At 69.3% G+C, this 12,940-nt stretch carries 11 protein-coding genes; 5 read left to right on the top strand and 6 right to left on the bottom strand.

What is annotated here, in order from left to right; genetic code table 11:
* Window positions 1-270 precede the first annotated feature (270 nt).
* The 3 genes from OG194_RS02660 (at window position 271) to OG194_RS02650 (ending at window position 1,822) form a co-directional block, all read left to right on the top strand.
* Window positions 271-621, top strand: coding sequence for a winged helix-turn-helix domain-containing protein (locus OG194_RS02660; RefSeq protein ID WP_327399173.1), 351 nt, complete (start codon window positions 271-273; stop codon window positions 619-621).
* 278 nt (window positions 622-899) lie between these two features.
* Window positions 900-1,316, top strand: coding sequence for a DM13 domain-containing protein (locus OG194_RS02655; protein ID WP_327399172.1), 417 nt, complete (start codon window positions 900-902; stop codon window positions 1,314-1,316).
* On the top strand, window positions 1,313-1,822 hold the full coding sequence (locus tag OG194_RS02650) for a hypothetical protein (RefSeq protein ID WP_327399171.1): 510 nt from the start codon (window positions 1,313-1,315) through the stop codon (window positions 1,820-1,822). Before OG194_RS02655 ends, OG194_RS02650 begins: the two co-directional genes overlap by 4 nt.
* A gap of 72 nt (window positions 1,823-1,894) precedes the next feature.
* Here OG194_RS02650 and OG194_RS02645 read toward each other — a convergent pair whose 3' ends face one another.
* From OG194_RS02645 to OG194_RS02625, 5 genes are all read right to left on the bottom strand, one after another.
* The gene (locus OG194_RS02645; protein WP_327399170.1) at window positions 1,895-2,638 is read right to left on the bottom strand and encodes an SDR family oxidoreductase; all 744 of its coding nucleotides are present in this window, start codon (window positions 2,636-2,638) and stop codon (window positions 1,895-1,897) included.
* The gene (locus OG194_RS02640; protein ID WP_327399169.1) at window positions 2,631-3,377 is read right to left on the bottom strand and encodes a TetR/AcrR family transcriptional regulator; all 747 of its coding nucleotides are present in this window, start codon (window positions 3,375-3,377) and stop codon (window positions 2,631-2,633) included. Before OG194_RS02640 ends, OG194_RS02645 begins: the two co-directional genes overlap by 8 nt.
* Before the next feature lie 144 nt (window positions 3,378-3,521).
* The gene (locus OG194_RS02635; RefSeq protein ID WP_327399168.1) at window positions 3,522-4,820 is read right to left on the bottom strand and encodes a ThuA domain-containing protein; all 1,299 of its coding nucleotides are present in this window, start codon (window positions 4,818-4,820) and stop codon (window positions 3,522-3,524) included.
* Between the two features lie 26 nt (window positions 4,821-4,846).
* Window positions 4,847-7,069 (bottom strand): RICIN domain-containing protein, encoded by a 2,223-nt coding sequence (locus OG194_RS02630; protein WP_327399167.1) that lies wholly within the window; start codon window positions 7,067-7,069, stop codon window positions 4,847-4,849.
* Between the two features lie 53 nt (window positions 7,070-7,122).
* The gene (locus tag OG194_RS02625) at window positions 7,123-8,493 is read right to left on the bottom strand and encodes a ricin-type beta-trefoil lectin domain protein (RefSeq protein WP_327399166.1); all 1,371 of its coding nucleotides are present in this window, start codon (window positions 8,491-8,493) and stop codon (window positions 7,123-7,125) included.
* A 306-nt stretch (window positions 8,494-8,799) separates the two neighbouring features.
* On the opposite strand from OG194_RS02625, the gene OG194_RS02620 reads away from it, so the two are divergent.
* On the top strand, window positions 8,800-9,309 hold the full coding sequence (locus OG194_RS02620) for a hypothetical protein (RefSeq protein ID WP_327399165.1): 510 nt from the start codon (window positions 8,800-8,802) through the stop codon (window positions 9,307-9,309).
* Here the strand turns inward: OG194_RS02620 and OG194_RS02615 are convergent.
* A complete protein-coding gene (locus OG194_RS02615; protein WP_327399164.1) occupies window positions 9,263-10,156 on the bottom strand; it encodes an alpha/beta fold hydrolase in 894 nt (297 codons plus the stop codon). The genes OG194_RS02620 and OG194_RS02615 overlap by 47 nt on opposite strands.
* A gap of 96 nt (window positions 10,157-10,252) precedes the next feature.
* On the opposite strand from OG194_RS02615, the gene OG194_RS02610 reads away from it, so the two are divergent.
* A complete protein-coding gene (locus OG194_RS02610) occupies window positions 10,253-12,853 on the top strand; it encodes a helix-turn-helix transcriptional regulator (protein ID WP_327399163.1) in 2,601 nt (866 codons plus the stop codon).
* Window positions 12,854-12,940: the final 87 nt, after the last annotated feature.

Raw genomic sequence — 12,940 nt, 5'->3', positions numbered from 1 at the left:
AGCGAGGCCATGGGGCTGCTCGGGGCGACGCGGTCGAACGTTCCGCTGGAGTGCGCGTTCGGCCGGGGCCTCGCTCCGAGCCCTTCGGGGTGCCGGCGCCTCACTTGTGCCTTGACATCGGATTCCGCCACGTTTTAACTGCTCACATCCCAACCGTCCGTTCGGTCAGTGGCTCGTACGCGGTACGCGGGTGAGGCTCGACGACGATGCCGCCTCGACGCCCGCACAACAGCCGTCCTCATTGCCTCACTCGTAACGATGGCGAGAAAGATGTCCTTCACAGTCGACGACGGGCAGCGCGGCGAGCTCTATCTCGATGTCGACCCGCTGGACCCCCGCCGGCCCCTGCACGCGCAGCTCGAACAGGCCCTTCGGCTGGCCATCCAGACCAGGAGACTTCCCCCCGGGTCGCCTCTCCCGGCCAGCCGTAAGCTGGCGCAGCGGCTCGGATGTTCGCGCTGGGTCGTCGTGCAGTCGTACGAGCAGCTCACGGCGGAGGGCTACCTCACCTCCCGCACGGGATCGGGGACCAGGGTCGACGACATGCCGGCCCCTGAGGCGGAGGCTCCCGTCTCGTTTCCGGACCCGTCGCCGGTCCGCATCCCCTCAACTCGACGTTGATCAGCAGACTGCCGAGCCGGCCCGCTGACGGATGAACCAGCGCGAGCATCGGGGCCCAGGCAGGCAGCCAGGCAGGTCGAGGGCCAGCGGCGGAGGCCGCCGGACGTCAGAAACTCGCAATAAATGTGATGCATTTCTTACGTCCCCCTGGCGACGGGACCTCTTCGTGTTTTCCGTGGGTAGGTTGTTCCTGTCGGCGGCAGCCCGTTCCTATTGTCGCCGATTCCAGTGGAATCAAGAAGAGGAAAATTGGTATGCGGAAAATCGGGTTTGCCGGCGTGGCTCTCGTTGCGATTTCCTTCACGCTCACGGCGTGCGGCGGATCTGACAACAAGGACTCCACCTCGAAGGCGGCGGCCTCCATGTCGGCCTCGCAGCCCGCGATGCAGTCGGCGGACAAGCAGGGCATGTTCGGGGGGCTCAACGGCAAGAAGGTGACCGGTACCGCGAAGGTGAGCGGTTCGGATGTCACGCTGTCGGGCTTCTCGTCCGACGAGGGACCGGACCTGCATGTCTACCTCACGAACGGCACGGACGAAGCCGCCGTGTCGGCCGGCAAGCAGCTCGGGGGCGTGAAGTACGACGAGAAGTCCCAGACGTTCGCCCTCAACGGCGTCAACGCGTCCGGCTACAGCACCGTGGTCATCCACTGCGACAAGGCGAAGGCGGTATTCGGCGCCGCGAAACTGTCATGAAATCGCCTGTCTCGCGCCCGAGCCTGATCGCGGCGGCACTCGCCGGCGCGATCAGGGTCACCCTCGGAGTCCTGTGGCTCCACGAGGGGACGCTGAAATACCGGGCGCACTTCGGCGCGGCGGACATTCTTCTGGTGGCGAACAGTGCGAAGTCGAACAGCAGGGTTCCGGGCTATTTCAAAAGCTTCTCGGATGCCACCCTCGCGGAATGGCCGCATTTCTTCGGCTTCGCGATGCCTCTTCTGGAGACAACGCTGGGAGTCGTTCTCGTCCTGGGAGTCTTCTCGCTGCCCGCGTCCCTGGCGTCCGTTTTCACGCTGCTGATGTACTGGAGCGCGGACCAGCTCATCACGGAGTATCCGATCATGGCCGCGCTGTCGACGGTCGTCATCGCCTGGCCGCTCCTGGCCTCGCACTTCTCGGTGACGACCCTCGCGGAAAGGGCCGTCGGCAGGAAACGCCCGAACGTGCTGGTGTTCCAGGAGCCGTTCCGCCGCTGGCTCTGACGCTCCACGCCCCCCGGACAGCGTCCTCCGCAGACGCTGTCCGGGCAGGCGGGTGGATTCCTGGGGCGAGAATCAGGCCAACCCGCCGTTGGCGTACAGCACTTGGCCGTTGATCCAGCGCGCCGGGCCCGCGAGGAACGCGACCGACTCGGCGATGTCGTCCGGTGCGCCGAGGCGCTCCAACGGGGCGGCCTTGGCGAGGTTCTGGACGGTCGCCTCGTCCTTGCCGTCGAGGAAGAGGGACGTCGCGGTCGGGCCGGGGGCCACGGTGTTGACGGTGATGTCCTTGCCGCGCAACTCGCGGGCCAGCACCAGGGTCATCGCCTCGACCGCGGCCTTGCTCGCCACGTAGCCGCCGTACGTCGGGAACTTGGTGCGGGTGACGGTGGTGGAGAAGTTGATGATCGCGCCGCCCGCGCGTACTCGGCGGGCCGCCTGCTGGGAGACGACGAACGTGCCGCGGATGTTGGTGCGGTGCATGCGGTCGAGGTCGTCGAGGTTCATGGTCGCGATGGGCGAAAGGACCATGATCCCAGCGGTGTTGACGACCACGTCGAGGCCGCCGAACTCCGCCTCGACCGCGTCGAAGGCGGCCGCCATCTCCTGTTCGTCGGCCACGTCGCCGCCGACCGGGATCGCCCGGCCGCCGGCCGCGGTGATCGCGGCGACCGTCTCGTCGGCGCGGGACTTGTTGCCGGCGTAGTGCACGCCGACGGCGATGCCGTCCTTGGCGAGGCGCTCGGCGACCGCGCGGCCGATGCCGCCGGAGCCGCCGGTGACCAGGGCGACGCGGGTGGGGGTGCCGGTGTCAGTCATGGTGAGGGTCCTTCCGTGAGGTGGGGAGCTGAGTGGAGGCGGGGTTCCGCGTTGAGCCGGGGATCTGCGTGAGCCACTGCCCGAGCAGGGCCGACTCCGCGGGGGTGAACGGTTCGGGGGTGAGATCGCCGAGGGACGAGAGCAGCGTGGTCGCCGCCGCCGTACGGGCGTCGTCGTGGGCCGTCGTGTCCGCCGCCGGGTCGAGCAGGATCGCCTGGACCATCGCGTCCCGGACCAGCGTCGAGAGCCCGGCGTCCGGATACAGCTCGGGGCGGGTGATCAGCGCCAGTGCCACACCGGTGGTGGCCGTCATGACCATCTGCGCCGCGATCCCGGGTGCGATCCGCATCCGGCCCTGCGCGGCGAGCCGCTCCAGCACCGCGCGGAGGATCCGCAGCGCCTCCTGCGCCGCCTCCGGCGTGGAGCGCAGCGCCGGGGCGAACATCAACTTGTAGGCGTTGGGATGTCCCAGCGCGAACGCCACATGGCTGTTCCACCCGGCGAGCAGATCCTGCAAGGGGTCCGCCGACTTCTCCGCGGCGCGCTTGGTCTCCAGGTACTGGTCCCACACGTGGTCGACCGTCGCCGCCAGGAGTCCGTCCTTGTCGCCGAACAGCCGGTACAGCACGGGCTGTTGGACACCCGCCGCCTCGCACACCGCGCGCGTCGAGACGTCGCCGCTCGGCGACCGCGCGATCAGCTCCGCCGCCGCCTCGATTATCAGCGATCTCGTGTTCATGTAAGCGACGGTAACACTCGTGCGTATCGATGACAACAGTCTGCTGTTATCGCCGAAAACGTGGGGGTGGGGGAGAAAGCGAAGGGGCGCCTCTGCCGCATCGACACGCGATGCGGCAGAGGCGCCCCTGGTCGCCGGACAGGCTCAGGACTGCACGGCGAGTGTGAAGGCCTGCGCGGTCGAGCCGTCGCAGGTCCGTTGGGTGAGCTGGACACTGTTCGTCGCCGCGGTGGCGGCGGTCAGGCACTTCCCGCTGTGCCGGGCGATGAAGTGGTAGCGCCCGCTCGTTTCCTTCACGGGCTGCCACTGCTGGTTCGTGCCGCCGGAGTAGGCCCACAGCTGCAACGCCGCGTTGTCCGCCGTCGAGCGGTCGACCACGTCGATGGCCTGCGCCGGGTTGCCGCGCGCGGTGATCTCCATGTACCCGCTGTCAGTTGAGCGGAACTGGTACTGCTGCGCCGCCGTGCCGTTGCAGGCGTACTGCTGGATCGCCGTCCCGTTGGCCGTGGCCGCCGAACGGGCGTCGACGCAGGTGCCGTTGCCGCCGTTCTGCACGGAGTACCAGGACGTCTCGGAGATCGGGGTGTCGGTCGGCGGGGTCGAAGTGTCGCCCCCGCCGAGCCACTTGAGGCCGTTCAGCAGGAACTGGTTCTGGGTGGCGCTCGCGAACGTCGACGACAGACGCGTGTTGGTCGTGTAGTTCATCGCGTTGTGACCGAAGTTCGCGTAGAGCATCTTGTACTTCGTGTTGGTCCAGATGATCGGGTAATACCCGCTGTACCAGGACTGGTTGGGGTCGGTGCCGACCGGGAAGCTGCTCGGGTCGATCGACGCGAGGATCTTGATGTCCGGGTTCTGCCGCAGATCGTTGGACCAGCTGTACCACTCGCTGACCGACGAGGTGAACGTGGCCGGCAGGGCGGCGGTGGGCGGGATCGAGTGGTCCTCCACCTTCAGGGTCACCGCGGTCGGACCCCAGGTGTTGGACACGAAGTTCCCCGAGCCGAGGAACGTGTTGTGGTACCAGGACCAGCTCGCCGCGTCCGTCGTGAAGGCGGAGACGTGGAAGCCCATGAAGCCGCCCCCACCCCTCATGTATGCCTCGAAACCGGTGCGTTGGGCGGACGTCTGCGGCAAGTCGTCGAGGAAAAGGACCACTTGGTACGCGTTGACCCCGCCGTTGGCGAGCAGATCCCAGTTGGTGCTGGACGTGTACGTGTAGCCGTTCGCCGCGGCCTGCTGCGGGAACCAGACGTTCGCCTCCTTCTCGAAGTCGATGTGCGCCGCGTCGTACGTACCGCTGTACAGGCCGAGAACCTTGAACGGCGTGGCCGCGGTGCTCGCGTGGGCGGCGGGCGGTGCCACCGCGAAGCCAAGCACGGTCGCCAGGAGGAGCAGGACCCGCAGGGCCGCGCGGGTGGAACCGGATCTGATGGTGTTCATCTGGTGATCGATCCTTTCCGTGCGGTCTACGGGTAGTTGGTCAAGTAGGCGACGTTGGTACTGGAGTTGGACGGTCCGCCGGTGCTGTTGATGATGTGGCTGATCGTGCCGACCCCGCCCAGCGAGACGGTCACCATGTCGTGGAACTTGACCCCGGACACGCTCGGCACCTCGAAGGCGTGATCGGCGACCACGCTGGAGTTGGAGCTGAAGTAGCAGTAGCTGCCAAGTCCCCATGCCTCATGGCTGGTTACGGACGCGGCGACCTTGTAGGCGGGATAGCCCTTCCCGGAGCCGTTCATCCAGGAGGCCTGGTTCGGCGGGTCGTAGGGCATCTCGTTCTGGAAGAAGTACGTTCTGCCGCCGTTGCCGTTCCAGACGACCTGGGTCTTCTGGAAGTGTTCGACGAACAGGCCGTACGCCGTCACGTTGGCGCCGTTGACGATCAGTCCGGTGTCCGCGGTGTTGGTGGTCCAGCCGACCGTGCCGGAGTTGCCGTGGTCGGCCCGCCAGATCCAGGTGTGGTCGATGATCGTGTTCGCGCTGTTGATGACAAGGGAGTTGGTGGCCTTGCCGACGGTGGCGCCGCCGATGCGGACGAAGACATCGGACAACTGCGTCGGGTCGGAGGCGTGGGTGGCGGTCGAACCGGACGGGCCGATCTGCACCAGCGTCGCGGAGTTGGTGGTGCCCGCGTCGACCAGCAGGCCCGCCAGCTCGATGCCGTCCACGTCGGCCGTGGAGATCGCGGTGATCCCGCCGTCCGGCACGAAGGTGGCCAGGCCCATGCCCAGCACGACCGTGTCGGGGCGCGTGATGTTGATCGTCTGGTTGAGGTGGTAGACGCCCGGGGTGACCAGCAGGTTCTTGCCGGCCGCGAGGGCGGTGTTCATGTCGGCCGCGGTCGCGCCGGGCTTGACGATGTAGAACTGGTCGATCGGCAGGGACTTGCCCGCCGGGGTCTTCCCGCTCCACGTCGTACCGACGGCGTTGGACTGGAGTCCGGGTACGAACACCTGGTAGGCACCCGCGCTGTCGACGTAGAGGAAGGGCTTCTCGCGGATCGTCGGGGAGCTGGCGACGTTGGTGTACGTCGGGAAGGACTGGGCGGGTGCGCCCTGGTCGCCGACGAAGACCATGTTCCAGTTGGAGCCGGACCAACTGCCCATCGTGGAGTTCCTGGTGAGGAACTGCTGCTGGGTCCCGGACTGGATCTGCCCGTCGACCTTGGTGTCGGAGATGAAGCCGCCGCTGGACCAACCGCCGTCGTCCAGTGCCAAGTTGCCGCGCACATGCATGCGCCGATACGGGGCGGCCTGCGAGACGGCCCAACGGTCAGTCCCACCAGTGGGGTTGACCGACAGGTTCTCGGCGTCGCGCCAGAAGTTCTGTGTCGCGTTGCCCTGGAACCAGTCGGCCTCCGCGTGCACCGCGCCGTTGATCGTCACGTCGTCCGGCGAGAAGCCGAGACCGGCGACCTGCGTGTAGAAGCCGACGTTGGCGTTCGCGCTGTACGTGCCCGGCTTGAACAGCAGGGCCTGGCGGGCCGAGCCGAACTGGTTGGTCTGCTGCTGGGAGAAGACCGAGTCCAGCTTGGACTGGATGCTGGACGCCGACATCGACGGGTCGAACACCGTCACGTTGGGACCGAAGTCGGGGGTGCCCGGCGGGTTCGTCGAGACGGTGCCGAGCGTGAAGGACTGCGCGGCGGTGCCGTTGCAGGTGTACTGCGCGAGCTGCACGCTGTCCGCGGTGGATGCGCTCGGGACGTCCAGGCACTTGCCGCTGTTGCGGTTGACGAAGTGGTAGGCGCCGTCGGCCTCCGCGACCGGCAGCCACTGCTGGTTGTTGCCGCCGGAGTACGTCCACGTCTGGATGAGCGCGGAGTCGGCGGTCGAGACGCTGGTGACGTCCCAGGCCTCGGCCGCGTTCAGGTTGCTGTTCACCCGGTAGTAGCCGCCGTCGGTGGCGACCAACTGCCAGTTCTGCGCGGTGCTTCCGTTGCACGTGTACTGCTGGACGGCGGTGCCGTCGGCACTCGCGGCCGAGCGGGCGTCGACGCACTTGCCGCTGCCCTTGTTGACCACGGTGGTGTACCCGGTCGGGATCGCGGCGGCGGCCGTGCTCGCCGCGCTCGCCGAGGCCTGCGTGGCGAACTCGATTCCGGTCACGGTGGTCGCCACCAGCGCGACCGCCGTGAGCGCTCTCGGTATGGCGTGGCGGCCGGTCAGTCTTTTCCGTCTGAGCACGGATTCTCCTGTGGTGATGGGGGGTTGGGGAGAAAAGGTCGGAGGGGCGGCGGTCAGCCGGTGTACTGGGCGAAGATGCTGGTGAACTGCCAGTTGCTCTGGCTCACGCCCGAGCAGGTGTCGTCGTTCGGGTAGGCGCCCGAGCAGGGACGGTCACGGTTGGCCGACCAGAACGTCAGCCGCGCCAGGTGGTGCGTCTGCGCGTAGCCGAGGATGGTCTGGAAGTCGGCGGTGGTGACGGTCTCGCTGTTGTCGGTGATGCCGTTCATGGACGAGATGCCCATGTCCCGGTAGGCCGCGTCGTCGCTGTAGCCGTACGCGTTCTTCAGCGCGGTCTTGAGGCCCTCGGCCGCCCGCTGGGTGAGCGTGCCCATGTTCTGGCCGGCGCCGCCGAAGTCGAACGGCATGATCGTCCAGGCGTCGACGGTCAGTCCGGAGGACGCGGCCCGGTTGATGAGGCTCGTGTCGGGACCGCTCTGGCCGGTGCCGATGGTGACGTACACCTTGATGCCCGGGTTGTTGGCCTTGACGGTCTTCAGCGCGTCCACGGTCCGTTGCTGCACGGTCCCGTTGCTGTACGCGTCGGCCTCGATGTCGATGTCGATGGCCTTGAGCGAGTACGCGCTGATGACCTTCTGGTACGCCGCCGCCAGTTCACTCGCGCTGGAGCAGGAGCTCTCCAGCTTGTTGCCGCTGTAGCCGCCGAAGGACGGGACGACGTCACCGCCGTTGGCCCGCACGGTGTTGATGGTCGACTGGTCGACCCCGCCGGTCAGCGCGCGGCCGCCGTCCCACTGCGGGTTGCAGTAGCCGTTGCTCAGGACGAACGCCAGCGTGAACCACTTCACGCCGGTCGCGTTCATGACAGTCGTAGGGCTGGGCGGGTTTCCCCAGCCGTTGTACAGGTACGGGGCCACGGCCATCGGGGCGGTCGTGGGCGGGGTCGTGCCGCCGGCCGCCGGCGCGGTCCACTTCTGGTTGGCGGCGCCGGAGCAGGTCCAGATCTGGGTGCGGGTGCCGTTGGCCGTGGAACTGCCGGTGACGTCAAGGCACTTGTTGGCGGCCGGGTTCACGATGTCGCGCGCCGCGCTGACGGTCCACTGCTGGTTGGCGCTGCCGCCGCACGTCCACAGCTGGAGCTGGGCGCCGTTGGCCGTCGAATTGCCGGTGATGTCAAGGCACTTGCCGAGGGCTCTGATGGTTCCGTCGGTGCCGACGGTCCACTGCTGGGCGGCGGTGCCGTTGCAGTCGTAGGTCTGTACGGCCGTGCCGTCGGCGGAACTCGCGCCGGCGACGTCGAGACACTTGCCGCCGAGGCCGGTGATGGTGCCGGTCGCGGCCGAGGCGGAGGGGGCTGCGAGGGTGCCGACGGCGGTGAGGCCGAGGGAGAGGGCGAGGGCGCAGCGCAGGGCGAGGCGTTGCATGACGAGGGGCCTTTCGTCCTGGGTGGGGGGGTGGACGCCGCCGGCGTGAGGGCGGTGAGAGGTGAACACGAGTGTTCACATATGTGAGTGGGGAATGCATTCATGGGAGGTCTGTTGGCTGGTGAACCTAAAGGTCTGCACCAAAGCCGTCAAGAGGTGCGACCGGAGAAGTCCCGCACGTCATGGCTGAGTTGAGAAGTTGTAGGCGAAGGAAAAGAAATCACCAGGACCATTGAGTGGCCGGTTCTCACAGGTCACACTGTGCGGGATTCGTGATGATCGTCGGGGCGGCGTATCGGAGGAACCATGAGCACAGCGGGGACCGCGGAGGTCGCAGTCCGGCACATACTCAGTGACAAGGTCACGGGCGGAATCCTCAAACCGAAGACGCGCACGATCACCTGGACCTCCGCGCACTACACCGTCAAGCGGCCCCCGTCGGGCAAGCACACGGTGGAGCTGACCTGCACCGAGTGCTCGGCGTCCCTGCTGGCCGAGGTCCGCGACCAGTCCACCACCCGCATGCTCGCGGCCGTCATGCGTGTCATCGGGATCGTGTGCGCGGTCGTGTTCTTCGCCGCCCTTGCCTACGCGATCCACGAGGGCGGCAAGACCCTCCCCGAGGGCCAGTCACTCCCGATCCTCTTCCCGATCAGCGTCGTCGCCGTCGTCGTCACCTTCGTCGCCGGACCCACGTTCTACGTGCACGGCCGGAACTACAACGGCGTCAGCATGCTCGACGCCCCCAAGCCGCGCCGCGGGCACCAGATCAGGCCCGTGCGGGCGGGACGGTCGCGCGTACGAACTCGCCGATGAGCCGGGCGAGTTCGGCGGGCCGGTCCAGCGGGAGCAGCGTGTATCCGTCGGCCACCTCCACCAGCCGCCCCTCCGGCAGGAGTTGAGCCAACCGGCGCCCGTGCTCCGGCGGCATCACCCGGTCCTCGCTCGCCCACACCACCAGCGCGGGACGGTCGAACTCCCGCAGCCGCAGGGCGGTTTCCTCCAGCAGGCGGCGCCCGTCCGCCGCCGCTGCGCGCAGCACGCGTACGGCATCGCGGCGGATCCCCGGCTGTCGCCGTACCGGCTCCGTCCAGCGCGCGGTGACCGCGTCCCCGCGCTTCGTCAGCCACCCGAACGCCAACGGCAGGCGGCGCAGCGCCCGTACCCGCAGCTGCCGCATGAACTGCCCGAACAGCCACGGCGAGAGACGCCCCGCGAGCACGAGCGTGCGGCCCGTCAGACCCGGCGGGAAGTTGTCGAACGCCTCGCAGGAGACGAGGACCACCCGCCCCACCCGCGTGGCTCCGTCCGCCATCAGCAGCTGCACCAGCGCCCCGCCCGTGTCGTTCCCGACGAGCGTGACGTCCCGCAGATCCAGCCGGTCGAGGAGTTCGGCGACGAGCCGGGCCACCCCGGGCAGCGACAGATCGGCGTCCGCGCGCATCGGGTGGCGGTGGGCGCCGAGCGGGAGGGTCGGGGCCACGCACCGGTGCGTGGCGGACAGTTCGGCGATCGGGGCGGCCCACAGCGACGCGTCCATCAACAGGCCGTGCAGCAGCACCAGGACGGGACCGTCGCCGCCCGTGTCCTCGTACGCGAGGGGCCCGGCCGAGAGTTCGATCAGGTGCTGTGCGGTGGTCCCGGCCGGCTCGGTCCTGGTCATGAACGCCTCCCGTGAGTGTCTGCACTCAAGAGGGCGGCGGAGGTCCGAAGTGTGACACCCGTACGGGAGTTCGCGCCGAGTGGGACAATCGGCGGCGTGGATCGGGGGATCCTGGAGCGTGAGCCCGAACTGGCGCGACTGGCTTCGGCCGCACGTGAGGCGGCGGACGGGGCCGGTTCTGTCGCGCTCGTCCTCGGCGAGGCGGGCATCGGCAAGTCGACCCTGGTGAAGGCCATGCCGGACCGGCTCCCGCACGGCACACGCATCCTCCTGGGCCAGTGCGACGACCTCGCCACCCGCCGCCCCCTCGGCCCGTTCCGCGACCTCGTCGGCAGCGTCGGCGCCGAACTCGCCCGGGCCGTCATGGAGGGCGGCGACCGCCATCGCGTCTACGAAGCACTGCAAGGGGAGTTGGCCGGTGTACCGCATCCGGCGGTACTCGTCGTGGAGGACGTCCACTGGGCCGACGAGGCCTCGCTGGACGCCCTGCGCTTCCTGGTCCGGCGGATGGATCGGCTGCCCGCCGTACTCGTCCTCACCTACCGGGACGACGAGTTGAGCCGCGAGCACCCGCTGCGGCACCTCCTCGGCGAGGTCTCCCGCACCGACCGCGTGCACCGGCTGCCGCTGGCCCGCCTCTCCAAGTCTGCGGTACGCGCGCTCAGTTCGGCCAGCCGCCTCGACCCGGCGCAGGTGTACGAGGTGACCTCGGGCAACCCCTTCTTCGTCACCGAGGTCCTCGCGGCCGGCGGCACCGGGGGAGTGCCCCCGACGGTCGTCGACGCCGTGCTCGCCCGGCTGCGTGGGCTGGACGGCCGGACCGTCGACGCGCTGGAGCAACTCGCCGTCGTGCCCTCCGCCGTCGAACGGCCCCTCGTCGACGCGCTGTTGACGGGCGGCGTCGCCGTGCTGGCCGCGGCCGAACAGCGCGGGCTCCTCGCGGTGACCCCCGAACGGGTCGCGTTCCGGCACGAGTTGATCCGCCGAGCCGTCGCCGACTCCCTGCCCGCCGCCCGGCGCATCGACCTCAACCGCGATGTGCTCACCGCCCTCATGCTCCGGCCCGGCTCCGACCCGGCCCGCGTCGTCCACCACGCCGCGCAGGCAGGCGACGAGGACGCCATCGCCCGCTACGGCCCCCGCGCCGCCCGGGACGCCACCGAGGCGGGCGCCCACCGCGAGGCCGCCGCCCAGCTACGGCTCGTGCTGCGGCAACGACACCGCTACACCCCCGCCGAACTCGCCGACCTGCTCGAACGCTACGCGGTGGAGTGCTACACCCTCGCCGACTCCGTCGAGGCCGTCGCCGCCCAGCGCGACGCCGTAGCACTGCGCCGCTCCCTCGGCGACACCCTCACCCTCGGCGCCGATCTGCGCTGGCTGTCCCGCATCCACTGGTGGGCGGGCCACGCGGAGGAGGCCCAGGACGCGGCCCGGGAGGCCATCGCCGTCCTCGAACACGCCGGTGACGACCGGCTGTTGGCCCTCGCGCTCAGCAACACCGCCCAGCTGCGGATGCTGTCCGACCGATACGCCGAGGCCATCGCCCACGGCGAGCGCGCCATCGCCCTGGCCCGCCGCGCGGACGACCCCGCGATCCTCGCCCACGCCCTCAACAACGTGGGCACCGCCCGCTGGCGCAGCGGCGACCCGGACGGGCGACGGCAGGTCGAGGAGAGTCTCGCGGTGGCGCTGGCGGCGGGCGAGGTCGAACACGCCTGCCGGTCCTACGCCAACATCATCTGGTCCCTCCTCGACGACCTCCGCTACGCCGAGGCCGACCGCTATCTGCCCCCGGCCATGGAACTCGCCGACCGGGCCGAGCACTTGGGGTTCTTCAACTACCTCCACGTCGAGCAGGCCATGCGCCGGCTCGCCGCCGCCGACTGGGACGAGGCCGAGCGGCACGCCGAGTACGGGATGCACGACTTCGTACCGGCCCGCTGCCCCGCGCTGACCGTCCTGGCCCGGGTGCGTGTCCGGTGCGGCAGGCCGGGCGCGGACGAACTCCTCACCCAGGCCCGGGAGATCGCCGTACGGGCCGGGGAGTTGCAGCGCACGGGCCCGGTGGCGGCGGCGCGGGCGGAGGCGGCCTGGCTGCGGGGCGACCACGCGGCGGTCATAGAAGCGGCGGAGCCCGCCCACGCGCAGGCGGCCCACCTCGGCCACGGGCCGTACCGGGCCGAACTCGGCTACTGGCTCAGTAAAGTTGGGCACCCCGTCGCCGCCGACGACAGCGACCACCCGTACGCGTTGCAGGCCGCCGGTGAGTGGAAGCGGGCCGCGGATCTGTGGCAACAGGCAGGTTGCCCCTACGAACACGCCACCGCGCTCGCGGAGAGCCCCGACCCGGCCGACAAGCTCGCCGCCCTCGCCGAACTCGACGCACTCGGCGCCGAACCCCTCGCCCGCCTCGTCCGCACCGAACTGCGCGCCCTCGGCGTCCGCCGTATCCCGCGCGGCCCGCACGCGGCGACGCGGGGCAACCCGGGCGGCCTCACGGAACGTCAACTCCAGGTCGTGCGACTGCTGGTGGACGGTCTGACGAACCCGGAGATCGCCGACCGGCTCGTGGTGTCGGTCCGTACCGTCGACAACCATGTGCGGGCCGTACTGGAGAAGCTGGACGCGCCCACCAGAGGGCAGGCCGCGGCCCGCGCCACCGAACTCGGGCTGCTGCCGTACGGCGAAACGTAGGTACCCGACGGCGCCGAGCTGGGTGACGCGCACCGATGACCGCACAGTCCCGGGCGACATAGAACGAGCAGGTCATGCAGAGCACCA

It is taken from the genome of Streptomyces sp. NBC_01288 (assembly GCF_035982055.1).
Taxonomy (GTDB): domain Bacteria; phylum Actinomycetota; class Actinomycetes; order Streptomycetales; family Streptomycetaceae; genus Streptomyces.
Note: the sequence above shows the minus strand (reverse complement) of the source record. Positions and strands in the feature narration are given on the sequence as shown.